This window comes from Fodinicola acaciae, assembly GCF_010993745.1.
GTDB lineage: Bacteria > Actinomycetota > Actinomycetes > Mycobacteriales > HKI-0501 > Fodinicola > Fodinicola acaciae.
The window spans coordinates 709,774-733,373 of sequence record NZ_WOTN01000002.1; the positions used below are offsets into that span (position 1 = coordinate 709,774).

The following is a 23,600-nucleotide window of genomic DNA, read 5'->3' on the forward strand; positions in this document are numbered from 1 at the left end:
GTCGGGGCACTAGCAGAGCAGCAGGGCGGCGTCCCAGTCGGTCGCCGGCGCCTGGCCGTACGCGTGCAGGGCCAGCGCGATGCCGGCCGCACCCTCCAGGAAGCCCGGCCGGTCGGCGGGCCGCGTCATCCCCGGATACCCATAGCGGAAGCCGAAAACCGTGTCCGGGTCGAAGCCGTCGATGATCCGTTGGGCGAGCGGCTCCGGCTCGCCCACCCCGGTGCGCAAGGTCAGCTGCAGCAGCCCGGACCAGCCGTGGCACAGCGCGAAGTCATGGACCCGCGCCGGGTCGGTGCTGGCGAGCGCGCCGAGCATCGCCGCCTCCGCGTCGGCGGCCAGCCGCGGCTCGCCGGCCGCGGCGGCGGCGAACTGCAGGATGCGGGCCAGGCCGGCCGAGCCGTAGCACCACATGTCCCGGCCGCGCCGTCGGACCTGGCCCGGCCGCTCGACGACCGCCGGCCAGTACGGTCCCGCGGTGTCCTCGCGCCTGACCGAGTCGAGGATCGCGACGAGCGCACCCATCGCCTCCTGGTGCGCGTCGACGCGTACGCCGGCCAGCCAGGCGAGCGACAGCAGGCCGAGCGGACCGCCGACACCGTGCGCCACCCCGAGGTTGAGATGTCCGCCGGGGCTGTCGACGCCGCGCAGGTGGCCGTGGCCGACCCACCACGGCGTACGCTCGCCGGCCGGCGCCAACGCGATCGCGACCAGGCTCGTCAGCACCTCACGCAGTGCCTCGTGCCGGCCCCGCGCCAACAGATAGCGACCGACTCCGGTCGGGCCGCTGACCAGGTCGTACGACGACCAGGAGAGCCGGTCGCGGACGGCGTGCGCCTGCTGGACCGCCGACTGCGCGATCACCTCGTCCAGACGCGCCAGCAGTGCCGGCTCGGCGCGGCCCCGGTGGGCCAGGTGGATCGCGAAAGCCAGTGCGATCACGCCGTCGTAGAGCTGGCCCGGCGGCGCGGCCGGCGGTTCGGCCAGGCTGGCCGCGAGATAGGCGTCGAGCTGTCGCCGATATGCCCGATCGGTCGCGGCGAGCTCGGCGAACAGCAGTGCGACACCGGGAAAGGCATCGGACAGGCCGAGCGGTGTCCAGATCCGGTGCGGTCCGTCGAGCGTGTTCACCGCGTCGTCGCTGGCGATCTCGGCGACCCGCGCCGGATCCGCCAGCCGCCGTGCGATCTCAGTGACCACATCGGCGGCGCGATCCCCGGTGGTCACCGTTGGTGCGCCGCGCGATCCAGGTGCGCCTGGACGACGCCGCGCGCGATGGCGTAGGCCCGCTGCTCGGTCTCCGGGTCGATGCCGGCCAACCGGTTGTGGTGCATGTGAAGCAGACCCGAGACCGCGGTGCGTGCGTCCCGCGCCGGCAGCGATCCGATGGCCTGGCCGTACGCCTCGATGGCCGGGCCGCGGCGCGACCAGATCTCGGCCAGCCCGGGCAGCAGCTCGTCGCCGTCGATCAGGTTGGCCTGCCGGTGCGCACGTACGGCCGCGTGCCGCGCCGGGTCTTTCTCGTACGCTCGCACGAGCCACTCTCGCCATCCCGGGCCGCGCAGCCGCCGCGTCAGGTCGATGACATTCGCGGCGGCCAGCAGTTCGATCGGCAGCTCGTCCCGGGTGGGCAGCGCGAGCTGGGCCAACGCGGCGACGGAGTCGGCGTGGAACGCGCGTTCGGCGGCCTCGATCGCGGCCGGACCGCCATAGCGCATGATCTCCGGCCGATAAGTGTCGACGACCAGGTCACCGAGCAGACCGGTGTCGACGAGGCCGGCGGCCCAGTCGTGCACGTCGGCCAGCCGGCCGCGGTGCAGGCGTAACCGCAGGTGCGGCGCGCTGTCCCAATAGCGCAGGAAAAACCACTGGCCGGTGTGCCGGGCGAGCAACTCCGGCAGCCGGACCAGGATCTCCGGCTGGCGATCGCGCGCGGCGTAGAGCTTCAGCGACAGCCACTCGCCGCCTGGCAGATGCACGGAACGGGTGGCGTGTCGCAGCGGTGGCGTGCGGACCGGCGCGGGATCGCGGTGCAGCAGCGGCACGACGATCTCGGCCGCGTGACCGTCGGCCCAACCGGTGCCGGGCCGTCCACCCGCCGGTTCCTCCTGGACGACCAGCCCTTCCGGCGCACGCAGCTCGGCGCGCAGGATGCGCAGGTCGGTGTCGCGGCGCAGGTCCAGCCGTACGCGCCGGTCGCCGACACAGGCCAGCACGACCGCCGGCACCGCCCAGTCGGCCCGCCACTGCCGCAGAACGTCTTTCCACGCAGCGGCATCCAGCCGCTGGTCGGACAGCCGGTGATCCGGTCGCCAGGTCGCCGACGACAGGATGACCCGGCCGACCCGTACGCGCGGCAGATACGGCAGCCGGGAGGCCGATCCCCAGTCCCAGAGCCGATAACGCGGGCTGCGGCTCTCTCCGATCTCGATCAGCAGCCGGACCGCGTTGGTCAGCGTGAGCGCGGGATACAGCGAGTTCAGTGCCAGCGGCACGACTTCCCGGCCGTCGCGGCCGGACACGACGAAGAGCCGGTCCCGGTCGGCGCCCACGAGCAGGTCGTCCAGCGCCAGCACGGCCGGATCGCCGCGGTCGGCGAAGACACCGGTGCGGATCGTCATGTCGACGACCTGTGGCACTCGTACGACGTTGACGTTGCGCGCGTGGACCGGCGCCGCCACGACCTGGACCGCCTGGTGCTCGCCGGCCACCGCCTGGGCGAGCGCACCGACGGCTGGAGCCAGGCCGGGCTCCAGCGACAGGAACCGGCCGAACAACGCGCCGGGCCGGTTGCGGTGCGCGTTTGGCGAGCCGACCAGCAGGAAGTCGCCAGCGGCCAGCCGGTCGGTGGAGTCGGCGAGCAGCTGGAAGCAGGCCTCCAGATAGCGGGGCCGGCCGTCGTCGGTGGCGAGCCGGCCGACGATCTCGTCGGTGAGCACGATCTCGCGCGTACGTTGCGCGGCCGCGCGCTGCGCAAGCTCCAGCAGGACGTCGTCGCGCTCGCCGGGGACGGCCGGCGGGACTTCACGGGTGCCGGGTGGCATCGCATAGCCGGCCGGCGGGCCGAGGCCGATCTGCGGGTCGAGCAGCTCGGCGACCGGCACCAGCGTGCGGCTGCCATAGCGGTCCAGGAACTCCGCTCGATAGCCGGCGAGGTGATCCGACCGGGTCGCCAGCGTCGCCGCTGTGGACACCGCCTGCTCCAGCTCGCTGGCGACCGCTCGCGGCAGCACGATGTCGGCGTCGACGCGCAGGTCGACCTGGACGGGATGGTCGGTCTCGCTCAGCTTGCGCATCGCGGTGGTCGCACGGCGCAGAGCCTCGGTGCCGCCGCCGTACGGAGTTTCGGCATACTGGCGGAGAAGATCGCGGACCCGCGCCAGCGTGGCGCGGTCTGGATGATCGCCGAGACGGTCGAGCAGGTGGCCGAGCGGATCGCCGGTCGCCGGGTCGGGCCGCAGGTCGGTGAGCAGCACGTCCTGCTCGACCAACCCGCTCAGCAGGCCGGTCACTGCTTCCCCGGTCACGTCCGGGAATTCCTTGCGCAGAGCCGAAACCAGGTCGCGGTGGCGGATCGGCGCTGTCGCCGCGGCGACAGCGACCCGGACCGCGCGGGTGTGCCGCACGGACCGCTCGCGGCCGTCGGCACCCCAGCTCGCGTCGTCCTTGCGGACGTACGGCACCACCAGCCGGTCGCCGCGCGCGAAAGCGAGGTCGTTGCGTACCAGCGACAACCCGCCGATCACCGCCGGGTGGCGCTCGTATCGGTGGACCAGCTCGTCGAGCCATTCGCCGTCGGGGAACACCTGGCGGCGGTGCGCCGATCCGAACGAGGTCTTGGGCTCGGCGTCGAAACGTGCCGCCGTCACTCCGGCCAGCAGGCCGAACGGCGTCGGCCGTACGGCCATCCTGGACAGATAGCGCGTCACCGAAGTTGTCGCCCGGCGCAAACGTTTGGGTGTCAGCCGGTCTCCGGCCGCCACTTTCTCCAACAGCGTGTCCAGTGCCGCGCTGGACACCGCGACCACCTCGCGCAGGACCGGATCCGCCGCCACCTCGGCCAGAAACGCCGCCATCGCGCCGGCGTCGTCGAGGTCGGCGGGAGGTGCCGGCAACCTGGCCGTACGTCCCGCGGCTGTCAGCCTGATCAGCGCGAAATCGGCCGCCTGAAAGAAAACATCGCCCACCATGATCCTCTCGTCCGCCCCGCCAGTGAAGCATAGTTAGCGCTAAAATCAAATGGTCGCGATCTTTGACAGCCGCGACCTCTGATGGGAATACTTGCCGACGGCGGCGCCGTCGTACATTCCATGACAACTCCTCAACCGACTGACAACTGGCCTGTTCTTTCGGCCCGAATTGGAAGGAGTGACCTCCCGGATGGATGACTTCAGCCTCGACGCGCGTGTCGACGGCACGGCGGGTTGGAACAACTATCTCAGCGGTGGCTGGCAGGCGGCCGCGGTCGTCGGCCGGCCGGTGCCGCCACCGCGGACCACCGGTGGTCCGCCGTGTATCACCGAAATCGGCAGCTGCGACGTCACCAGTTGCAGCTGCACGTCGTTGGCGCATTAACACTCTGGCCCACTGACAGCACTGCCTGCCGGCACGGCCGGCAGGCAGTGTTTGGCGACCGCCGGAATGCGGTATTCATAAGGGCATGACCCAGGTCGTCGAAAAGGCGCAGCGGCGCATCGAGCGGCTGCGGCGCGAGCATGGCTGGCTCGACCATGTTTTCCGCGCGGCCGAGCGGTTTTCCGCCGCGAACGCCGGTCGGCTGGCCGGCGCCTGCACGTACTATGGCTTTCTGGCCATTTTCCCGTTGCTGTTGTTGGCGTTTTCGGTGCTCGGCTTCGTCTTCGCCGGTCACCCGGAGATCACCGCGCAGGTGTCCAGGACGCTCAGCCAGAACCTGCCGTTCATCAGCGTCGACGACATCGTGAAGGCGCGCGGCACCGCCGGGATCATCGGTCTGGTCGGGTTTTTCTTCGCCGGCCTCGGCTGGGTCGACTGCACGCGCGGCGCGATCCGGGCGATCTGGCAGCGGCCGCAGGAGCCCGGCAACCCGGTCGTACGCAAGCTCGCCGACGCCGGCATCCTGCTCGCGCTGGGGCTGGTGCTGGGCCTGTCGTTTCTGGTCTCGGCCGTGCTGTCCGGCGGCACGCACCTGCTGCTGCAGGCGCTCGGACAGGCCGACTCGACGGCCGGATCGATCGCTCTGCAGGCGGTCGGCATCGTGCTCGGCCTGGCCGTCAACGTGGTCTTCTTCATCGCGCTGCTGTCCGGCCTGCCGCAGCTGCGCATCCCGTTTCGCGTGGTGATCTGGCCGGCACTGCTGTCAGCCGCCGGTTTCACGCTGCTGCGTACGCTCGGCGTGCTCTACATTTCGCGTACCCAGGCCAATCCGGCCTACCAGGCGGTCGCCGTGTCGGTCGGCATCCTGCTTTTCCTGTTCTATCTCAACCAGTTGATGCTGTTCTGCTCAGCGCTGACCGCGACCGACGACCGTGCCAGCGCCACCGAGGTCGATCCGTACGACGCTAAGACCGACGACGAGAAGACCGTCGTAACAACCAAAACAGACCACCAGCAGCAGCCACCGTCACCACTAGGAGCGAGCCCGCGATGAGCGCCGGCAGCGAGCCGGACGGTTGCTCGGCCAGCTGACGAGCGGCCCGGTGGTCGGCCGGCGTGGACGGTGTCGCGCTCGCCCGCGTGACCAGCGTGCCGACGCCTTTCGAGCTCTGGTGCGCGAAACCCCAGTCGAGCAGCCGCGCTCCCTGCTGCCACATCGGCACCGGCCGCTGCTCGCCGTTCATCAGCGTGACGACCAGCCGGTGGCCGCCGCGCTCGGCGACGCCGACGAAGGTGTGCCTGGCGACATCGGTGTAGCCGGTCTTGCCGCCGAGCGCGCCGTGGTAGTTACGCAGCAGCTTGTTGTCGTTCTGGATCTGGTAGCCGGGATAGCTCTTCGGCTTGCCGTGCTCGGTGACCACCTCGGTCGGGATCTGCGCCGTGCGGGTGGCGGTCAGCGCGCGGAAGTCGGCTCGGTCGAAGTCGGCGCGGGCGATCAGCGCCAGGTCGTACGCCGAGCTGAACTGGCCGGCGGCGTCCAGGCCGTGCGGTGTGCGCGCGGTCGTGTCCAGCGCGCCGAGCTGGTGTGCGTACGCGTTCATGTCGGACAGCGTCGCCGGCACGCCACCGGGGCCGCCGGCCAGCCGCGCGAGCATCATCGCGGCGTCGTTGCCGGAGACCAGCAACAGACCGAGCAACACCGTCTGCAGCCGGTATTTCCCGCCGGTGACCAGGCCGGCCGCGCTGCTGCCCGGCTCGATGTCGGTGTCCTGCGCGGTGGCGGTGACCATCTGCAGCGGATCGCCGAGCTTCGGCAGGACCGTACCGATGGTCAGCAGTTTGATGCAGCTCGCCGGCGGATGGCGCTCGTGCGGACCGCAGGCGGCGAGTACGACGCCGGTGTCGAGGTCGGCGACGACCCACGAGGTGGCCGAGAGGCCGGCCGGCAGCGCGCCGCCGTCCGGCGGCATGACCAGACCGGCGGACCCGAGCTGGTCGCCGCCGACCGTCGAGGGCGCGCGCGGCGGTGGCACCGGAGCCGGGGGATGCTTGGCGATCGGCGGGCTGGCCTTGGCGACCGGGCACGGCACCGGTGGCGGGGTCTCGGCCTGGGCCGCTGGTGGCACGGAGAGAGCGGCCAGCACGACCGCGATCAGGAAGGTGACGGCTCCGTACGCTCGCATCTCAGCGGGATCTGGCCTTTCGTCGTGGCCGGCGGCCGGGCAGCAGCGCGATGCCGGCAAGGCCGATGGCGCCGACCGAGAAGCCGCTCTGCAGCGTCACGTTGGGGCCCTCGGGCTTGGCCGGCGGTGCCGTCTGCTGCTCTGGACGACCGGCCATGCTGTTGGCTTTGGCCGCGTTCTGCGCCTCGATCATCGCCTGCCGGGCACGCTGTGCCGCCGCCACGTCGGCCGGCGCCGGGATCAGGCTGCCGACACCGGCGGCGGCTGGCGACACCGAGAAGCCCCAGTCGAGCAGAGCGGCCGCGTCGGAACCGGCCGGACGGTTGTCGTTGAGCATCGTGACGATGAGCGTACGCTCGCCTCTGCGCGCGGCCGCCACGAACGTGTGACCGGCCGGTGTCGTCCAACCGTTTTTCGCCCCGATCGTGCCGGCATATCCCAGATGCCAGAGCTCGTTCTGGCTCTCCAGCCGTCTGGTCGGGCCACCGACCGGTCCGAAGGCGTACGTGGTGCTGGCGAAGTAGCGGACGAACCGCGGGTCGGCCAGGCCCGCCTTGAGCACCAGCGCCATGTCGTACGCGGACACCGCCTGGCCAGGAGTGTTCAGGCCGGATGGGGTGAGCGCGTTGATGTCGTAGGCGCCGAGCGAGGCGGCGGTCGCGTTCATCATCTGCAGCGTCTTGGCGCGGCTGCCGGTCGCTGTGGCGAGCACGTTGGCGACGTCGTTGCCCGAACGCATCAGCAGCGCGTGCAGCAGCGAGTCGACCGTGTAGGACCGGCCGGCGGTCAGGCCGACGCAGGTGCACTCGACGTTGAGGTCGGCCGCGTTCACCACGACCTGCTTGTCCAGCGGCACGTTGCGCACGATCGTCAGCGTCAGCAGCGTCTTGAGGATGCTCGCCGGCTCGTTGCGCCAATGCGCCCGGTTGGCCGCGACGACCTTGCCGGTGGTCGCGTCGGCCACCACGTACGCGGTCGCGCCGACGCTCGGCGGTTGCGAGCCGGCGTGCACCTCGTTGGTGGTGCCCAGCTGCGCGCCGCCGATCGGTCCGGGCTGCGTGTCGGCGGTGGCCGGCCACGGGTAGGCGGCGGCCACCGCGCAGCAGAGCGCGGCCAGCAGCAGGATGGCCCGGCGCCGGTTGAGCCAGGGCTGTCGGGTCGTCATCCTGAGTCACAGTAGCCACTCTTGTCTCAGCGGTCCCGGAGGCGCGCTGTGCCGGGATTGTCCGGATGAAACTTTGGCTGCCTTCTGGATCGTTCCAGTGGGGCAACAAGGTCGCAATTGGAGGCCATGCGGCGTGTCCGAACGGGAGGTGTCGGAGAGGTCGTGCTGGTCGGAGGGGGTGGGACGACGCACTCGGATTCCGATTGCGTCGTCGCGGTTGTTCGACGCCGCGTAGAAGGTGGGCCGCGACGGCTGTCACACTGGGGACATGCGGCTCTCTCGTGGCTGGTCGGTCTTCCTGGTCCTGGTCGGCGTCTGGAACTGGGTCATCTGGCCGCGGTTCGCGGTCGCCATCTGGAACGACCCGCGATCGTTCAGCGGCGGCGCGCCGACCGGCTTCCTGCTCGTACACGTCGCGCTGATCGTCACCTCGCTGGTCGTCGGTACGGTCACCGGCGTCTACGGCATCCGCGGGTTCGTTGCCTCCGCCAAAGCCAAACGCTGACGCCTGTCAAGTACGTTCGTAACTTTTCCTGGAATCCGTGTTGAATTGGCGCGGACCGCGGGGATTCTTTGCCTTTCGGCGTAACCTGAGCGCATTCTTCCGCTCGGGAGCCTCTCATGGACGACCTGCTCGCTGTGGTGGCGATCGCCTTGGCCGCCGTTCTTATCGTCGCCGGAGCCTCGAAACTGGCCGCTCCGGGCCAACTGGCCGACAGTGCGCGCGCGGTGCTCGGCATGAACGCTGAACCGGTTTTGCTCGCGCGTGCCGCCGGTGCGGTCGAGCTCGCCGCCGCCGTACTGGTTTCGTTGCCTGGCCTGGCATTGCCGGGCGCTGTGCTCGGGATGCTCGTTGGACTGGGGATCGCCGGCTGGGTCGCCCTGGCGCTGCGCCGCCGGGTGACCGCGTCGTGCGGCTGTTTCGGTGGTAACTCTAGGAAACCGCTGGGGATGTCCAACCTGCTCGCCGGCCTCGGCATCGCCGCCGGATTCGGTCTGCTGATCGCGGCCGGTGGATTTGTGCCGAGCTGGGGTGCGGCCGCGCAGTTGGCCGCCGCCGCGACCTGCGCCTTGTCGACCGTACTCGTCATGCGGTTCGGCGATTTCTATCCGCTGCTGAAGAAGGGCTTGGGTGCTGGCCAATGACCGTCTTCGAGATCATTGTCGTCGTCGCGCTTTTGTTGCTCGTGGTCGGCATGATCGGCATGTTCGCCATGATGGGCGAGCTCAACGCGAGGGTCAGTACGGCGGACCTGCCGGAGGACCCGACCGCGCTGCCGATCGACGTACGCACCGGTGCCATGCCGGCGCGGTGGCCTGCCGAGCTCGCACCGCTGGCGGCGGAGGACATCGCGGTTTTGCTTGTCGTGAGCCCACTTTGCGCCGCGTGCGCGCGGATTGCGCCGACCGTCGGCACGCACCAGGCGGCCCGGCGCGACGACATCGGATTCGGCGTCGTCGTTTCCTGCTCCAGCACGGAAAACGGCGCGGACTTCGTACGGACGCACCGGCTGGACGCCGGCTCGCCGGTGGCTCTGGACGTCGATGGACGGTGGCTGACCGACGAGTTCGGCGTCTCGATGAGTCCGGTGTTGATGGTCTTCCAGCAGGGCCGTCTGGTCTCGGCTTCCACCATCGCCTCACTGGCAGCGGTGGATGTGGTTGTCCGGCAACTCCACGAGAAGGAGGAACAGGATGGCACGTCAGACACCGAAATCGCAGCTGCTTCGCACCCGCACGGGTAGGCGGCGGTTCATGGCCTGGTTCGGCGCCGCCGGGCTCGGTACGGCGACCGCCGTGTTCGCGCAGAGCACACCGGCCGCGGCGGCCGGACAATGCCTGTGCTGCAATCTCGCGCACTGTCCGGCGAACACCAGCATGAGCTATTGCCAGGCACACCAGAACTACGAGTGGTCGTGCCGGGTGTGCAGCGGCGGCGCATGCGTCACGTGTTTGTGCTGCGAGGCAAACGGAAACTCGCTGTCCGCACTCGACTGCCGGCCGACCTGAGGCCGGTGAGCGGAGTTGTCCGTCTGGCTGACGCTCGCGGTGCTCGGCGGGCTGCTCCAGCTGTTCAGCCCTTGAGGCCGCGCGATGGTCGGCGTGTCCGACCCGGAGCTGAAAGCGGACCGGACCAACGGGGTCCGGCTGCTCGGCGGCCTGACCGCCGGCTATCTGACGGCCACCGTGTTGATCGCCATTCCGCTGATCGGAGTCGCCGCGCTGTCGCAGCAGCTGGTGGATCCGCGGATCACCCGGATCGCCGTCCTTCTGGTCATGCTCGGGCTCGGCATCGCCGACCTGGCCGGACGTACGCCCTACCGGGATCGGCAGGTGCCGCAACGATTCGCGCGTGAGCTGGGCCCGCTGCCGCGCGGCCTGCTCTGGGGTTTCGACCTCGCTTTGCTGGTGACGACACAAAAAACCGCGTCGGTGCTGTGGGCCGCACTGCTCGGCGCCGTCTTCGTCGGCCCGGTGACGGCCGTACCGTCGGTCCTGCTGGCCGCCGGCGTGGTCTATCTGGGCGGTGTCAGCGTGCTGAGTTTCGCCGGAGCGGGGCGGATAACCGGCCTCTGGTTCGGCGTGACGCTGCTGCCGTGGCTCCAGCGAGGCGCCGGTCTGTCGCTGGTCGCGTTGGCCGCGGCGGGACTGATCATGGAGGCGTTCGGATGAGCGGCTTGCGGCGCGACGACGGACCGATCGCGCAACCCGGAGGCGTGGTCGTCGTCACGCTGTTCGACTGCCGGACCCTGCGCAACGTCCTGCGGGTCTGGTGGGCTCATCAGTGGGTGAAACCGGCGGTCCGCCGGCTCGCGCCGGCGTTTCTCGGCGTACGCCTCTACATCGACTGGCCGGCCCGTCGCGTACGTAGTGTTTCCCTGTGGTCGGACGGAAAAGGCCTGTTCGCGATGGGGGAGGTCGGCGAGCACATCCGGGCGGCGCACCTGGTGTCCGGTTGGGGTGTGGCGACCAGTGGCGGGGTCTTCGGCTATGCCGGCGACTGGCGCGAGGTCATGTTCGGCCCCGGCTATCGCACCAACTCTCCGCTCGTCGACGACATGACTGTTCAAGCGAAGGAGTAGTGACATGCCGATTCCAACAGACCGCGGTTACGTGCTGATCCGGCAGAATCCGGAAGGCACCGCCCAGGTCGAGATCTACAACGGCCGTCCGGTGAGCGGCTCCAAGCCGTACGCGGTGCACAGCCGCGTCGGCAAGGTGCTCAGGAAGACCAGCGTCGGCTTTTCGCCGTACCAGGGCGGGGAGCTGTCCCGGCAGCCGATCGAGGTGACCTGGTCGCAGGACGACCAGGCCGTCTATCTGATCTGAGTTGTTGGTCGCATGGCCACCATGCGTGCGCTCGACGCACGCATGGTGGCCATGCGGGCCTCAGGTCGTCAGCGCGGGATTGAACGCCACGATCGCGTACGTCCCGGCCGCCAACGCCGCCACGCTGAGCACGGCCACCACGCCATACCAAAACCGCGGAGCGCGCGCGTAGTCGCGGACGATGATCCGCATGCCGTTGGCGCCGTGCAGCAGAGCCAGCCACAGCATGACGCCGTCGTAGAGCTGCCACCACGGGTTGGACCAGCGCGCCGCCACCCAGGCGAAGCCGAGTCGCTGGACGCCGCCGCCGGACAGGTCGGTCTGGTAGAGGTAGCCGAGCACGAGTACGGCCAGGACGACTCCGGACAGCCGCATGAACACGGTCAGCCGCTGTTCGGTCACTTCGCCGTCCCGAAGATCGTCAGGACCGGATAGGCCAGCAGTTGGTACGCGGCGAACGCCGTGCCGACCAGCCACAGCGCCAGCACCACCTGCAGCGACAGCTTCGAGCCGGCGCCCACCCAGTCGATCAGCGCGATCCGGATGCCGTTGAGCGCGTGATACAGCACCGCGCTGATCGCGATCAGGTCGAGCACGAGCGTCACCGGATGCGTGTAGATCGCCGCGACGGTGTCGTACGACTCCGGCGACACGAGCACCAGCGCGCGGTCGGCGACGTGGACCAGCACCACGACGAAGATCAGGAAGCCGGTCACCCGGTGCGCGTACCAGGACCAGACGCCGTCGCGGTCGGCGTGTCGCGTACCGGCGAGGCTGGCGCGTTTCCAAAAAGCGGAATCCTGGTTCGACACGCCGCACCTCCTCCCGATTATCCGAGTCGGCCCACGGCGGGACCGTCAGTGCGCCACACTAACCTGCGTTACTGAGAGGCCTGGGGGAGCCCGCACCAGATCGATTCAGCAGAGACTGAGGAAAGTAACCGCGACATCACAAGTTCATGGTTTGGCTGTCCGGTGTTGCGGCGACCGCTACAGTCGCCACGGTTCATCCGGCCCACAACGTCGTCGGGTCGGTGTGTGAAGGAAGGAGACTCGGCGTGCGTCGAGCCAGGGGGATGAAGCTGGCCGCGGTGCTCGCGGCCGGCGTGTTGGCTTTGGCCGCGTGCGGTCAGGGCAGTGGCGGCACCGGCGGCGGTGGCGACAAGGAGGTCAAGGTCGGCCTCGCGTTCGACGTCGGTGGGCGTGGCGACAAGTCGTTCAACGACCTGGCCGCCGCCGGCCTGGACAAGGCCAAGACCGACCTCAAGATCACCACCAAGGAGCTGTCCGCCGTCGTCGGCGAGAGCGACTCGCAGAAGGCCGACCGGCTGAAGCTGCTCGCGCAGTCCGGCTACAACCCGATCATCGCGGTCGGGTACGCGTACGCGGCCGGTCTCAAGCAGGTCGCGCCGAAGTTCCCCAAGACCAAGTTCGCGATCGTGGACGGCGCCGCCTCCGACGTCTCCGGCCCCAACGTGACCAACCTGCTGTTCAAGGAGAACGAGTCGTCCTTCCTGGTCGGCGTGGCCGCCGCCAAGGCGACCAAGACCAAGAACGTCGGGTTCATCGGCGGCGTACAGACCCCGCTGATCCAGAAGTTCCAGGCCGGCTACCAGGCCGGTGTCGCGGCCGTCGACAAGGCGATCAAGGTGCAGGTCAAATACCTGTCGCAGCCGCCGGACACCACCGGCTTCAACGACCCGGCCAAGGCCAAGGTCACCGCGCAGGGCATGTTCGACGCCGGCGCCGACGTGGTCTACCACGCGGCCGGCGGCTCTGGCACCGGCCTGTTCGAGGCGGCCGCCGCGGCCAAGAAGTACGCCATCGGCGTCGACTCCGACCAGTACCAGACCGCCGCGGCCAACCAGAAGCCGTGGATCCTCACCTCGGCCACCAAGGGCGTGGACACCGCGGTGTTCAACTTCGTCGAGCAGGCCGGCAAGGGCACCGTCAAGGCCGGTGAGCAGCGCTTCGGCCTGAAGGAGGACGGGGTCGGCTACACCACCAGCAACCCGGCGATCAAGCCCTACCAGTCCGCGATCGACGGCTTCAAGCAGCAGATCGTCGACGGGAAGATCACCGTACCGACAACGCCGTCGGCTTAGAAAAAGTACGAAACAGTGGCTGGTCCAACCTGATCCGGGTTGGGCCAGCCCTTCGCTCAAAGAGGAGCGTCCGTCATTCCAGCACTCACGAAGTCGACCGACAGCCCGGCCGTCGCACCGACGGCGGTGGCGCTGCGCGGGATCACCAAGCGGTTCCCCGGTGTGGTCGCCAACGACGACATCAACATCGAGGTGCGGCGCGGCACCGTACACGCCATCGTCGGTGAGAACGGCGCCGGCAAGTCGACGCTGATGAAGATCCTCTACGGCATGCAGCGGCCGGACGCCGGCACCATCGAGGTGGACGGCGAGACGGTGCATTTCGGCTCGCCGCAGCAGGCCATCAAAGCCGGCATCGGCATGGTCCACCAGCACTTCATGCTCGCCGACAACCTGACCGTCACCGAAAACGTGGTGCTCGGCGCGGAGCGGCTCTATGGCATCGGAGCGCGCGCCAAGCGGCGGATCATGGAGATCTCCGAGGCGTACGGCCTGGGCATCAAGCCGGACCGGCTGGTGGAGGACCTCGGCGTCGGCGACCGGCAGCGGGTGGAGATCCTCAAGGTGCTCTATCGCGGCGCCAAGATCCTCATCCTGGACGAGCCGACCGCGGTGCTGGTGCCGCAGGAGGTCGACGAGCTGTTCGGCAACCTGCGTGAGCTCAAGGCCGAGGGCCTGACGGTCATCTTCATCTCGCACAAGCTCGACGAGGTGCTGGCGGTGGCCGACGAGATCACCGTCGTACGCCGTGGCACGACGGTGCGTACGGTCCAGCCGGCGGAGGTGAGCTCGCGGCAGCTGGCCGAGCTGATGGTCGGCAGCGAGCTGCCGGTGCCGACGTTGCGCGAGGACGCGGTCACCGAGACCACGCAGCTGGCCGTACGCGACCTGACCGTGCCCTCGCTCGGCGGCGGCCGGCCGGCGGTGGACGCGGTGTCCTTCGAGATCCGGCAGGGCGAGATCCTCGGCATCGCCGGCGTGGAGGGCAACGGCCAGGCCGAGCTGGTCGAGGCACTGATGGGGATGCGGCCGTCCACCGGTTCGGTGCGGCTCGGCCACGCGGAGATCTCCGAGTGGGACACGCGGCAGCGGCGCGCCGCCGGCATCGGCTATGTGCCCGAGGACCGGCACCGGCACGGCCTGCTGCTGGAGTCGCCGCTCTGGGAGAACCGCATCCTCGGCCACCAGAACCAGGAGCCCAACGTCTCCGGTCCGTGGATCAACCGCGCCGGCGCGCGCGCCGACACGCAGCGGATCGTCGAGGAGTTCGACGTGCGTACGCCTGGCATCGACGTGCCGGCCGCGTCGCTGTCCGGCGGCAACCAGCAGAAGCTGATCGTCGGCCGCGAGATGAGCCACGAGCCGCGCGTACTGATCGCCTCGCATCCGACCCGCGGCGTCGACGTCGGCGCGCAGGCGGCGATCTGGGAACACCTGCGGCGCGCGCGTACGGCCGGACTGGCCGTGCTGCTGATCTCCGCCGACCTGGACGAGCTGATCGGCATGTCCGACACGCTGGTCGTCATCCTGCGCGGCAAGATCGTCGCGACCGTCGACCCGTCCACGGTGACGCCGGAGGAACTCGGGTCGGCGATGACCGGTGCGACCGACTCAGCGGCCGGCTCGGCGGAGGAGCCGGGCGATGATTAGCGCGATCAGGCGGATGCTGCCCGGCGTGCTCGCGGCGCTGCTGGCGGTCGTGCTGTCGCTGGTCATCACCTCGGTCGTGCTGGCGGTCAGCGGCGCCGAGCCGTTCTTCGCGTTCGGTCAGATGGTGAGCTACGGCTTCCAGCCGGACAGCCTGGCCAACATCGTCAACAACGCCACGACCTACTACCTGTCCGCGCTGGCGGTGGCGATCGGCTTCAAGATGAAGCTGTTCAACATCGGCGTGGACGGCCAGTATCGGCTGGCCGCGATGCTCGCCGCCTCGGTCGCCGGCTTCCTGCCGCTGCCGCCGGTGCTCGCGCAGGTCGTGACGATCCTGGTCGCGGTGCTGGTCGGCGGCCTGTGGGCCGGCATCGCCGGGCTGCTGAAGGTGACCCGCGGTGTCAGCGAGGTCATCTCCACGATCATGCTCAACTTCATCGCCACCGGCATCGTCGCGTACCTGTTGCAGCGCGGCCGGCTGGCGGTGCAGGCCAGCGGCAGCAACAACATCGGTACGCCGACGATCCCGCCGTCCGGGCGCGTACCGGGCCTGTCGCTGATCCCCGGGACCGACACGCAGGTCTTCGGCCTGATCGTGCTGGCGGTCATCGTCGGCGTCGGCTATCACGTGCTGGTCAACCGCAGCCGCTTCGGCTTCGACCTGCGCGCCACCGGCCAGTCGGCGTCGGCGGCGATCGCCAGCGGCGTGTCGGTGAAGCGGATGACGGTCGCCACGATGCTGATGTCCGGCGCGCTGGCCGGCATGGTCGGCCTGCCGCAGCTGCTGGGCTCCTCGTACACCTACTCGCTGGACTTCCCGGCCGGCCTCGGCTTCACCGGCATCGCGATCGCGCTGCTCGGCCGCAACAACCCGGTCGGCATCGCGTTCGGCGCGGTGCTGTGGGCCTTCCTGGACCAGTCGTCGCTGATCCTGGACCTCAACAACATCCCCAAGGAGATCGTCATCATCACGCAGGGGACCGTGGTGCTCTGTGTGGTCGTCGCGTACGAGCTGGTGCGGCGGTTGACGCTGCGGCAGCAGCAGAAAGCGGTCGGCCGGCAGCTGGCCGTCGACTCCGGCCTGCCGGAAGGAGCCTCGGCATGAGCAGCACGGCTCCACCGGCCGGCGGCGCGGTCGCCGACGTGACGCTCTCGCCGTCGCTGGGGACGCAGGAAGGCACGCGGCTCGACTGGCGCCGCGGTCTGCTGCTGGCCGGCGGCCTGTTCCTGCTGCTGTGCCTGATCCGGACGTTCACCGGCGCGGAGGACCTGACCTCCGGCGGCCAGATCAACGCGGCCATCACGCTGGCCGTGCCGGTCGGCCTGGCCGCGCTCGGCGGCCTGTGGTCCGAGCGCGCCGGCGTGGTCAACATCGGCCTCGAGGGCATGATGATCCTCGGCACCTGGTCGGGCGCGTTCTGCGCGCTCAGCTTCCACAGCGCGTGGATGGGGTTGCTCGGCGGCATCGTCGGCGGCGCGCTCGGCGGCCTGTTGCACGCGATCGCCACCGTCACTTTCGGTGTCGACCACATCGTGTCCGGTGTGGCGCTCAACATCATCGGCGCCGGCGTCGCGCGCTATCTGGCCGTACTGGCCTGGACCGGCAAGGGCGGTGGCGCCACGCAGTCGCCGCAGGTGCCGGGGTTCGACACGGTCGGCGTTCCCGGCATCAGCGGGCCGCTGCAGTCGGTGGAGTCGCTGCACTGGTTCCTGATCTCCGACCTGGCCGGCCTGTTGCGCGGCGTGACGACCAACCTGACCTGGCTGACGATCATCGCCGTCCTGATGGTGCCGCTGTCCTTCGCGGTGCTCTGGCGTACGTCCTTCGGCCTGCGGCTGCGCTCGTGCGGCGAGAACCCGGTGGCCGCCGAGACGCTCGGGGTCAACGTCTATCGGATGAAGTACGCAGCGGTGATCATCTCCGGCGGCCTGGCCGGCATGGCCGGCGCGTTCCTGGTCAACGTCGCGTCGATCTATCGCGAGGGCCAGACCGGCGGCCGCGGCTACATCGGTCTGGCGGCGATGATCTTCGGCAACTGGCGGCCCGGCGGCCTCGGCGCCGGCGCGGCGCTGTTCGGCTTCACCGACGCGCTGCAGTCCCGGCAAAACTCGTCGGTACACGCGCTGCTGCTGTTCGTGGCGATCCTGGTGCTGGCGCTCGCGGCCTGGAACCTGTGGCGCCGGCGGTGGTTCCAGGGGATCGCCGGTGTCGTCGTGGCGGTGCTCGTGGTGGCCTGGTATTTCGCCAGCAACACGGTGCCGCAGGAGCTGATCGCGTACACGCCGCACATCACGACGCTGCTGGTGCTCTCACTGGCCGCGCAACGGCTGCGAATGCCGGCGGCCGACGGCGTCGTCTACCGCCGCGGCCAGGGCGGCTGACCACCGCGAGGGGTGACGCTTTGACGGTCGATCCGGCCGTACGGACCGTCAAACGTCACCCTCGGCCCGGTCGGATAGCGTGACAGGCATGTTTGCCAAGGACGGGCCGGACATCGACTGGCCGGCGCTGCGCAAGGCCGCGACCGAGGCGATGCGCAGTGCGTACGCGCCATACAGCAACTTTCCGGTCGGCGCCGCCGGTCTGGTCGACGACGGCCGGGTCGTGGTCGGCTGCAACGTCGAGAACGCGTCGTACGGCCTGGCGTTGTGCGCGGAATGTGGCGTCGTGTCGGCGCTGCACGCGAGCGGTGGCGGACGGCTGGTCGCACTGTCCTGTGTGGACGCCACCGGCGAGCCGCTGATGCCGTGCGGCCGGTGCCGGCAGCTGCTCATCGAGCACGGCGGGCCGGAGTGCCTGGTCGAGTGCGCGGACGGACCGCGTCCGATGGCCGCGGTGCTGCCGGACGCCTTCGGTCCCGACGACCTGGGGAAGGTGAGATGAGCTTCGCCGCGGTCGACGTCATTCGTACGAAACGCGATGGCGGCGCGCTCACCGACGACCAGATCGACTGGGTCATCGACGCGTACACCAACGGGCGGGTCGCCGAGGAGCAGATGTCGGCGCTGGCGATGGCGATCTTTCTCAACGGCATGACCGACGCGGAGATCGCGCGGTGGACCAGCGCGATGATCGACTCCGGCGACCGGATGGACCTGTCGGCGCTGACCCGGCCGACCGTCGACAAGCACTCGACCGGCGGCGTCGGCGACAAGATCACGCTGCCGCTCGCTCCGTTGGTGGCCGCCTGCGGTGCCGCGGTGCCGCAACTGTCCGGCCGCGGCCTCGGCCACACCGGCGGCACGCTGGACAAGCTGGAGGCGATCCCCGGCTGGCGTGCGTCGCTGTCCACCGAGGAATATCTCGCACAGCTGCGAAATGTCGGAGCGGTGGTGTGTGCGGCCGGTGACCGGCTGGCTCCGGCGGACAAGAAGCTGTACGCGCTGCGCGATGTCACCTCGACGGTCGAGTCGATCCCGCTGATCGCCAGCTCGATCATGTCGAAGAAGCTGGCCGAAGGCGCCGGCGGCCTGGTCCTGGACGTAAAAGTCGGCTCCGGCGCCTTCATGAAGGAGCTGCCGACCGCACGCCGGCTGGCCGAGACGATGGTGCGGCTCGGCGCCGCTCACGACGTGCCCACTGTCGCCGTGCTGTCCGACATGTCCACGCCGCTCGGCCGGACGGCCGGACACTCGCTCGAGGTTGCGGAGTCGCTGGAGGTCCTGTCCGGCGGTGGCCCTGCCGACGTCGTCGAGCTGACTTTGGTGCTGGCGCGGGAAATGCTCGGCCTGGCCGGACTGTCCGATGTGGACCCGGCCGACGCTCTGAAGGACGGCCGCGCGATGGACGTGTGGCGGCGGATGATCAGCGCGCAAGGCGGCGATCCGGACGCCGAGCTGCCGGTCGCGCCGGAGAAACACGTCGTCGCGGCCGGCGATTTCGGTGTGGTGACACGGATGGACGCATACGCGGTCGGGGTCGCGGCCTGGCGGCTCGGCGCCGGCCGCGCTCGTAAGGAGGACCCGGTCTCCACGTCGGCCGGCGTGATCATGCACCGCAAACCCGGCGACCGGGTGTCCGCCGGCGACCCGATTTTCGAGCTGCACACCGAAAACGCCGAGCTCATCGACGGCGCGCTGGCGGCGCTGGAGGGCGCCGTCGACATCGGTGCCACGTACGAGCCGGAGCCGCTGGTCCACGACCGCATCACGTGATCAGGCGAAAGACTCGCGCGCTTGCGGCGCAAGACGGCCATTTGGCGGTAGCTCAACCGCCAGGCCTTACCCTGGTCGACAGGCTGACCGGGTGACCGGGCGTCTTTTCACCGCCTGGCAGCCGGATTTTCGCCGGCCACCAGCTTTTCTCGCCGAGCAGCGTGAGCAGCGCCGGCAGGATCATCACGCGTACGACGATCGCGTCGATCAGCACCGACAGCGCCAGGCCGAAGGCGATCTCCTTCATCTCGGTCAGGCCGACGAAAAGGAAGCTGGCGAAGACCGACACCATGATGACGGCCGCGATCGTGACCACGCCGGCAGAGCTGGCGACGCCGTCGTACGCGGCCTGGCGAGTCGGCACGCCGCGCTGTGCCGCCTCGCGGATGCGGCTGACCACGAACACCTGATAGTCCATCGACAGGCCGAAAAGAATGACGAACAGGATCAGCGGCACGCGGTCGCTGATGAAGCCGACCGACTCGAAGCCGAGCAGCTTTTCGGCCCAGTGGTTCTGGAAGACCAGCACGACCGCACCGAGCGCCGCGGTGTAGGACAGCAGGTTCAGGAAAATGCCGGCGATCGCGATCGGCACCGAGCGAAACGCCAGCAACAGCATGCCAAAAGTGGCCAGCAGCGCGAAGCCGATCACCAGCGGCGTACGCTGCCGCTGGTGGCTCACATAGTCGAGCGCACGCGCGATCTCACCGGTAACACCGAAACTGCCGGTGACGCCGGCCTCCGGCAATAGTTTGGTACGCAGCAAGGTCAATGCCTGCGTGGCGCGCGAATCGTTGAGACCGTACGGTGCCGGCAGCGTCAGCGTGCTCGTGTCCCCGGCCGTACGGATTTCCGGTCTGCCGACGAACAACGGGTTTGCGCTGGTGAGCGTGGCGAGTTTCGCCAGGCTGGCGCGTGAGTCCGCGGCTTTCGCGACCACCAGGAAGGAATAGCCCTCGTCCGGGAAGACGGCGACCAGCTGGTGATAGTTGGCGATCGCCGGCAGCGATCTCGGATACGTGTCGGCGCCGGTCTGGCCGATCCGGAACGCGCCGAGTGGCAACGAAAGCGCCACCAGTCCGGCGACGGCCAGCGCGAGCGTGGCGACCGGACGGCGCATCACCGGTCGCAACAGGCCCGGCCAGAAGCCGTTGGCCACGCGGTGCCGGAAACGGCGCTGACGCGTGATGCGCGTGCCGAGTTTGGCCAGGATGGCGGGAAGAACGGTGAGCGAGCTGACCGCCGACACCAGGACGACCAGGATCGTGCCGGTGGCGACCGACGAATAGATCGCGTCGTCGGCGAGATACAGGCCGATCATGGTGACGACGATCGCCAAAGCCGACACCACAACCGCGCGCCCGGAGGTGGCGGCGGCGACCCGCACGGCCGTCTCGTGGCTGATGGTGTCGCCGGCTCGCTCGCGTTCCTCGCGTACGCGTTTGACGTAGAAAAGCGAATAGTCCACACCGACGGCCATGCCGAGCATCAGGACGATGTTGGCGACCGCGCCGCCGGCGTCGGGGAAGACGTACGACGCCGCCGCGTACAGCCCCATGGCGGCGAAAACCGAGGTCAGCGCGAGCACCATCGGCACGCCGGCGGCGAGAATGCCGCCGAAGACGACCAGCAGGATGACCAGCGTCACCGGCAGCGTGATCGTCTCGGCTCTGGCCAGGTCCTTGCCGAGCTGCTCGCCCGGCGCGCTCCCGGTGGAAACCGTGCCGGTCTCGGCGAGATCCAGTCGGGGAAACGCTCTTTGCGCGGCCGCGGTCTGCGCGAGCATCGCCGGCAGCTGTTTGGTGGCCGTCTTGCCGTGGACCCGGAGAGTGACCTTGACCAACAACGCCTTTTGGGTGGCGCGCGTGGTGATCGCGCCGAACGGCGCGAGCCGGCGGCTCAGGTCGGCCGCCGCGGCATCGGCGGCCGACCGGTCCCAAGCCCCGGTTTTCGCGGTGATCAGGACCTTTTCCACCGGCTGCGGGGTGAGACCGGCCGCGTCCGCCAGCGCGGCGGCGCGGCCCTGCTCACCGACCCAGCCGTCTTTTCCCTGCAACTGGTTGGTGCCGGTGACCGCGCCGAGACCGACACACGCGATGATCAGCGCGGCCCAGATCCCGATGGCAGGCCAGGGATGTCGTGCGCTCCAGTTGGCCACCCGTACGGTCGGGGCCGGTGATTTTGGCATCTGCCAAGGACATCAGCAGCGCGACCGAACGGGTAACCCGCTGGAGAGTGGCTGTCGGGACCAGCCGCGAGGACTAGCCAGGTCAGACCGCAGAGCTAGGAAACGTCCACACGGCACGGTTTCCAGGACCGACGACCAGAGTCGATCGGCCGATCTGCTCGCGGTGCTGTGTCGCCACCGGATGGTTGAGCGAGAACTCGACGCCGCGCATTCCGGCCTCGCCGACTGGCACCGTGTCAAGCTGGATGGTCGTGCCGCCACAGGTCGCGACGACACCGCTCGGGATGGTGCGTACGGCGAAACCGCCGGCGCGCAACAGCGGCGTGGTGTTGGCCAGATCGCGTGCGGTGACGGCGATCCGTACGCGCGTCACGTCACGCATCAGGTGCTTCTGGTAGTCGTCCGGCAGATAGCGCTCGCGGCTGACGTCGCCGGGGAAGCTCGGCGGCTCGGTCTTGTTGGCGCGCGGATCGGCGAAATACTCCGGCCGGTATTCCATTCCCCACGCGCCGAACTTGTCATACTGGTCGGTGGTGAACACGCCGTCGAACCACGGCACCGGCGGCGTACCGTCACCGAAGTCGCGAGTTTGCGTGAAGGTCAACGGATTCGCGACGCCGTCGGCGCGCAACCGGTCGACGACGGTGGCCAGCTGGCTACTGCGCTCGACCGACACGCCCATCCCGGCCGAGCCGAAGGTGTCGTCCGGCGCCGGCAGGTCACCGGCGCCAAACAGCTCGAGGTAGGTGTGCTCGCCGTAGACGTAACGGCCGGTCCAGGTGCCCTGGCTGCCGGTGGTCGTACGCACCTCGAAACTGGCGAAATCCCGCAGATAGGTCGAATGTTCGATCGCGTCGGCGGTGACGCGGTCGAAGACGCCGTATGCGTGGTTGAAGAAAAGCAGCTGGTGATCGTCATTTTCGGCCGCCCGCGCCTGGCCGGCGCCGACCGCGATGCTCGTGACCGCGACCGCGAGCACGACAAGAGTTCGGAAGATTCGCATCTGCCGGATCCTACGGTCCGATCGCCGCCAACCGGCGGCCGTTTTCCGAATCGACAACCAAGGCTTGTGCCGGTGCCGGAGTGCCGTGTTATCTTTCCCGTACGGCGTGACCCGCGCCGAACCTCGATAGGCCGTCCCCAGCGCGGTCTTGGTTGGAGGCAAAGGGACTTCTCGTCTCGGGTCGCTGTCGCCAGGTCCGTCCGTTTCGGACGTGCCGGTCGCTGGGGGATCGGAGTTCCGAGGCGTGGGAGACCGGATGACGGCGAACAGGAATTTCAAGCGCCTGGTGCGAGCCCGTGCGGCCAGGACCGGCGAGTCCTACACGGCCGCTCTCCGGCACTTCCGACCGACTCCACGAGGAGAGCACATGAGGTTGGCCGTGGCGCAGACGATCCTGCGCGCAAATCCGGGTGACCGCGCGGAAATCGCGGAGAGTGGACGCGGCGTACGCGCGTTGATGCGAGAGGCGCACGCCGCCGGCGCGCGGTTGGCGCACTTTCCGGAAGGCGCGACCTGCTGGCCGGACAAGCACGTGATGTCCAGCACCGACGGCGTCGGCCCGGCCGACTGGTCGCGTGCGGACTGGGAAGCGCTGCGCCACGAGCTCGCCGAAATCGCCGCACTGGCCGGGAAACTGCGGTTGTGGACGGTGGTCGGCGCGGTCCACCGGTTGACGCCGCCGCACCGGCCGTACAACAGCCTCTACGTCATTTCCGACCGTGGCGAGGTGGTGACGCGTTACGACGAGCGGCTGCTGTCCAACACCAAGGTGTCGTTCATGTATTCGCCGGGTTCGCAGCCGGTCACCTTCGAAGTCGACGGCATGCGTTTTGGTCTCGCCGCTGGCATGGAGGTGCACTTTCCGGAGATTTTCGGCGAATACGAGCGGCTGGACGTGGACGCGGTCCTGTTTTCCACCGCGGGGCCGCCAACCGACGAAACCACGGACGTGTTCGCCGCGGAGGCGTTGGCGCACGCCGCGATCAACAGCTACTGGGTCGGTTACGCGGGTCCGGTCGGCTCCGGCCTGATCTGTCCCGACGGTGAATGGCGCGCTCGGTGCCAGTCGAACGATCCGGCCGTCGCGGTCGCGGATCTGCTGACCACCGAGGAAAATCTCGCGCGGCCGTGGCGGCGGAAGGTGCGCGCGGGGATCTACGAGCCGCATTTGGTCAGCGACGACCCGCGCAGCGACGACCGCCGCGCCATCTGACCGACCCACGCACCTTCCGCGCAGGTCAGGAGGGGTC

At 69.4% G+C, this 23,600-nt stretch carries 24 protein-coding genes; 16 read left to right on the forward strand and 8 right to left on the reverse strand.

What is annotated here, in order from left to right:
* Positions 1-9: 9 nt before the first annotated feature.
* On the reverse strand, positions 10-1,224 hold the full coding sequence (locus GNX95_RS18715; protein ID WP_163508693.1) for a lanthionine synthetase C family protein: 1,215 nt from the start codon (positions 1,222-1,224) through the stop codon (positions 10-12).
* On the reverse strand, positions 1,221-4,187 hold the full coding sequence (locus GNX95_RS18720; RefSeq protein WP_163508694.1) for a lantibiotic dehydratase: 2,967 nt from the start codon (positions 4,185-4,187) through the stop codon (positions 1,221-1,223). Before GNX95_RS18720 ends, GNX95_RS18715 begins: the two co-directional genes overlap by 4 nt.
* Before the next feature lie 190 nt (positions 4,188-4,377).
* Between GNX95_RS18720 and GNX95_RS18725 the strand changes: the two genes are divergently transcribed.
* Positions 4,378-4,572 (forward strand): hypothetical protein, encoded by a 195-nt coding sequence (locus tag GNX95_RS18725; protein WP_163508695.1) that lies wholly within the window; start codon positions 4,378-4,380, stop codon positions 4,570-4,572.
* 85 nt (positions 4,573-4,657) lie between these two features.
* Positions 4,658-5,626 (forward strand): YihY/virulence factor BrkB family protein, encoded by a 969-nt coding sequence (locus GNX95_RS18730; RefSeq protein WP_163508696.1) that lies wholly within the window; start codon positions 4,658-4,660, stop codon positions 5,624-5,626.
* On the opposite strand, the gene GNX95_RS18735 is transcribed toward GNX95_RS18730, so the two are convergent.
* Together GNX95_RS18735 and GNX95_RS18740 are read right to left on the reverse strand one after the other, a co-directional pair.
* Positions 5,538-6,755, reverse strand: a complete 1,218-nt coding sequence (locus GNX95_RS18735; protein WP_163508697.1) for a D-alanyl-D-alanine carboxypeptidase family protein — start codon at positions 6,753-6,755, stop codon at positions 5,538-5,540. The genes GNX95_RS18730 and GNX95_RS18735 overlap by 89 nt on opposite strands.
* Position 6,756: 1 nt before the next feature.
* A complete protein-coding gene (locus GNX95_RS18740; RefSeq protein WP_163508698.1) occupies positions 6,757-7,920 on the reverse strand; it encodes a D-alanyl-D-alanine carboxypeptidase family protein in 1,164 nt (387 codons plus the stop codon).
* A 268-nt stretch (positions 7,921-8,188) separates the two neighbouring features.
* Between GNX95_RS18740 and GNX95_RS18745 the strand changes: the two genes are divergently transcribed.
* The 7 genes from GNX95_RS18745 to GNX95_RS18775 all read left to right on the forward strand — a co-directional run bounded on the left by GNX95_RS18745 (position 8,189) and on the right by GNX95_RS18775 (position 11,250).
* Positions 8,189-8,425, forward strand: coding sequence for an SCO4848 family membrane protein (locus GNX95_RS18745; RefSeq protein WP_163508699.1), 237 nt, complete (start codon positions 8,189-8,191; stop codon positions 8,423-8,425).
* A 116-nt stretch (positions 8,426-8,541) separates the two neighbouring features.
* Positions 8,542-9,066, forward strand: a complete 525-nt coding sequence (locus tag GNX95_RS18750) for a MauE/DoxX family redox-associated membrane protein (protein WP_163508700.1) — start codon at positions 8,542-8,544, stop codon at positions 9,064-9,066.
* Positions 9,063-9,665 (forward strand): hypothetical protein, encoded by a 603-nt coding sequence (locus GNX95_RS18755; protein ID WP_163508701.1) that lies wholly within the window; start codon positions 9,063-9,065, stop codon positions 9,663-9,665. Before GNX95_RS18750 ends, GNX95_RS18755 begins: the two co-directional genes overlap by 4 nt.
* Before the next feature lie 10 nt (positions 9,666-9,675).
* Positions 9,676-9,930 (forward strand): hypothetical protein, encoded by a 255-nt coding sequence (locus tag GNX95_RS18760; protein WP_163508702.1) that lies wholly within the window; start codon positions 9,676-9,678, stop codon positions 9,928-9,930.
* 84 nt (positions 9,931-10,014) lie between these two features.
* Positions 10,015-10,593, forward strand: a complete 579-nt coding sequence (locus GNX95_RS18765) for a hypothetical protein (RefSeq protein WP_163508703.1) — start codon at positions 10,015-10,017, stop codon at positions 10,591-10,593.
* Positions 10,590-11,003 (forward strand): hypothetical protein, encoded by a 414-nt coding sequence (locus GNX95_RS18770; protein ID WP_163508704.1) that lies wholly within the window; start codon positions 10,590-10,592, stop codon positions 11,001-11,003. Before GNX95_RS18765 ends, GNX95_RS18770 begins: the two co-directional genes overlap by 4 nt.
* Positions 11,004-11,007: 4 nt before the next feature.
* Positions 11,008-11,250 carry a hypothetical protein gene (locus GNX95_RS18775; RefSeq protein WP_163508705.1) on the forward strand — a complete coding sequence of 81 codons (243 nt, stop codon included), beginning with the start codon at positions 11,008-11,010 and terminating at the stop codon, positions 11,248-11,250.
* 60 nt (positions 11,251-11,310) lie between these two features.
* Here GNX95_RS18775 and GNX95_RS18780 read toward each other — a convergent pair whose 3' ends face one another.
* On the reverse strand, positions 11,311-11,652 hold the full coding sequence (locus tag GNX95_RS18780) for a succinate dehydrogenase/fumarate reductase transmembrane subunit (protein ID WP_222853744.1): 342 nt from the start codon (positions 11,650-11,652) through the stop codon (positions 11,311-11,313).
* Entirely contained in the window at positions 11,649-12,062 is a 414-nt protein-coding gene (gene sdhC / locus GNX95_RS18785; protein ID WP_163508706.1) for a succinate dehydrogenase, cytochrome b556 subunit, read from the reverse strand. The genes GNX95_RS18780 and sdhC overlap by 4 nt, the downstream gene beginning before the upstream one ends.
* Before the next feature lie 245 nt (positions 12,063-12,307).
* Here sdhC and GNX95_RS18790 point away from each other — a divergent pair, with 245 nt between their 5' ends.
* The 6 genes from GNX95_RS18790 to GNX95_RS18815 all read left to right on the forward strand — a co-directional run bounded on the left by GNX95_RS18790 (position 12,308) and on the right by GNX95_RS18815 (position 19,159).
* Positions 12,308-13,354: a BMP family lipoprotein gene (locus GNX95_RS18790; RefSeq protein ID WP_163508707.1), complete on the forward strand. Its 1,047-nt coding sequence runs from the start codon at positions 12,308-12,310 to the stop codon at positions 13,352-13,354.
* A 126-nt stretch (positions 13,355-13,480) separates the two neighbouring features.
* Positions 13,481-15,004 carry an ABC transporter ATP-binding protein gene (locus GNX95_RS18795; RefSeq protein WP_246281672.1) on the forward strand — a complete coding sequence of 508 codons (1,524 nt, stop codon included), beginning with the start codon at positions 13,481-13,483 and terminating at the stop codon, positions 15,002-15,004.
* Positions 14,997-16,109 (forward strand): ABC transporter permease, encoded by a 1,113-nt coding sequence (locus tag GNX95_RS18800; protein ID WP_163508708.1) that lies wholly within the window; start codon positions 14,997-14,999, stop codon positions 16,107-16,109. Before GNX95_RS18795 ends, GNX95_RS18800 begins: the two co-directional genes overlap by 8 nt.
* The gene (locus tag GNX95_RS18805; RefSeq protein ID WP_163508709.1) at positions 16,106-17,386 is read left to right on the forward strand and encodes an ABC transporter permease; all 1,281 of its coding nucleotides are present in this window, start codon (positions 16,106-16,108) and stop codon (positions 17,384-17,386) included. Before GNX95_RS18800 ends, GNX95_RS18805 begins: the two co-directional genes overlap by 4 nt.
* Before the next feature lie 88 nt (positions 17,387-17,474).
* Positions 17,475-17,888 carry a cytidine deaminase gene (locus GNX95_RS18810; protein ID WP_163508710.1) on the forward strand — a complete coding sequence of 138 codons (414 nt, stop codon included), beginning with the start codon at positions 17,475-17,477 and terminating at the stop codon, positions 17,886-17,888.
* Positions 17,885-19,159 (forward strand): thymidine phosphorylase, encoded by a 1,275-nt coding sequence (locus GNX95_RS18815; RefSeq protein WP_163508711.1) that lies wholly within the window; start codon positions 17,885-17,887, stop codon positions 19,157-19,159. Before GNX95_RS18810 ends, GNX95_RS18815 begins: the two co-directional genes overlap by 4 nt.
* 52 nt (positions 19,160-19,211) lie before the next feature.
* On the opposite strand, the gene GNX95_RS18820 is transcribed toward GNX95_RS18815, so the two are convergent.
* Positions 19,212-21,347: an MMPL family transporter gene (locus GNX95_RS18820; RefSeq protein WP_163508712.1), complete on the reverse strand. Its 2,136-nt coding sequence runs from the start codon at positions 21,345-21,347 to the stop codon at positions 19,212-19,214.
* An 82-nt stretch (positions 21,348-21,429) separates the two neighbouring features.
* Positions 21,430-22,350: a DUF5829 family protein gene (locus GNX95_RS18825; RefSeq protein WP_163508713.1), complete on the reverse strand. Its 921-nt coding sequence runs from the start codon at positions 22,348-22,350 to the stop codon at positions 21,430-21,432.
* Between the two features lie 367 nt (positions 22,351-22,717).
* Here GNX95_RS18825 and GNX95_RS18830 point away from each other — a divergent pair, with 367 nt between their 5' ends.
* Entirely contained in the window at positions 22,718-23,563 is an 846-nt protein-coding gene (locus GNX95_RS18830) for a carbon-nitrogen hydrolase family protein (RefSeq protein ID WP_222853745.1), read from the forward strand.
* Positions 23,564-23,600: the final 37 nt, after the last annotated feature.

Excerpts from the sequence above, each read along its gene's own strand:
- GNX95_RS18720 (WP_163508694.1), bottom strand. The coding sequence starts at position 4,187 with ATGGTGGGCGATGTTTTCTTTCAGGCGGCCGATTTCGCGCTGATCAGG.
- GNX95_RS18725 (WP_163508695.1), top strand. The coding sequence starts at position 4,378 with ATGGATGACTTCAGCCTCGACGCGCGTGTCGACGGCACGGCGGGTTGG.
- GNX95_RS18830 (WP_222853745.1), top strand. The coding sequence starts at position 22,718 with ATGAGGTTGGCCGTGGCGCAGACGATCCTGCGCGCAAATCCGGGTGAC.
- GNX95_RS18770 (WP_163508704.1), top strand. The coding sequence starts at position 10,590 with ATGAGCGGCTTGCGGCGCGACGACGGACCGATCGCGCAACCCGGAGGC.
- GNX95_RS18810 (WP_163508710.1), top strand. The coding sequence starts at position 17,475 with ATGTTTGCCAAGGACGGGCCGGACATCGACTGGCCGGCGCTGCGCAAG.
- GNX95_RS18735 (WP_163508697.1), bottom strand. The coding sequence starts at position 6,755 with ATGCGAGCGTACGGAGCCGTCACCTTCCTGATCGCGGTCGTGCTGGCC.
- GNX95_RS18815 (WP_163508711.1), top strand. The coding sequence starts at position 17,885 with ATGAGCTTCGCCGCGGTCGACGTCATTCGTACGAAACGCGATGGCGGC.
- GNX95_RS18820 (WP_163508712.1), bottom strand. The coding sequence starts at position 21,347 with ATGCCAAAATCACCGGCCCCGACCGTACGGGTGGCCAACTGGAGCGCA.
- GNX95_RS18760 (WP_163508702.1), top strand. The coding sequence starts at position 9,676 with ATGGCCTGGTTCGGCGCCGCCGGGCTCGGTACGGCGACCGCCGTGTTC.
- GNX95_RS18765 (WP_163508703.1), top strand. The coding sequence starts at position 10,015 with ATGGTCGGCGTGTCCGACCCGGAGCTGAAAGCGGACCGGACCAACGGG.
- GNX95_RS18730 (WP_163508696.1), top strand. The coding sequence starts at position 4,658 with ATGACCCAGGTCGTCGAAAAGGCGCAGCGGCGCATCGAGCGGCTGCGG.
- GNX95_RS18745 (WP_163508699.1), top strand. The coding sequence starts at position 8,189 with ATGCGGCTCTCTCGTGGCTGGTCGGTCTTCCTGGTCCTGGTCGGCGTC.
- GNX95_RS18775 (WP_163508705.1), top strand. The coding sequence starts at position 11,008 with ATGCCGATTCCAACAGACCGCGGTTACGTGCTGATCCGGCAGAATCCG.
- GNX95_RS18750 (WP_163508700.1), top strand. The coding sequence starts at position 8,542 with ATGGACGACCTGCTCGCTGTGGTGGCGATCGCCTTGGCCGCCGTTCTT.
- GNX95_RS18740 (WP_163508698.1), bottom strand. The coding sequence starts at position 7,920 with ATGACGACCCGACAGCCCTGGCTCAACCGGCGCCGGGCCATCCTGCTG.
- GNX95_RS18755 (WP_163508701.1), top strand. The coding sequence starts at position 9,063 with ATGACCGTCTTCGAGATCATTGTCGTCGTCGCGCTTTTGTTGCTCGTG.
- GNX95_RS18825 (WP_163508713.1), bottom strand. The coding sequence starts at position 22,350 with ATGCGAATCTTCCGAACTCTTGTCGTGCTCGCGGTCGCGGTCACGAGC.
- GNX95_RS18800 (WP_163508708.1), top strand. The coding sequence starts at position 14,997 with ATGATTAGCGCGATCAGGCGGATGCTGCCCGGCGTGCTCGCGGCGCTG.
- GNX95_RS18805 (WP_163508709.1), top strand. The coding sequence starts at position 16,106 with ATGAGCAGCACGGCTCCACCGGCCGGCGGCGCGGTCGCCGACGTGACG.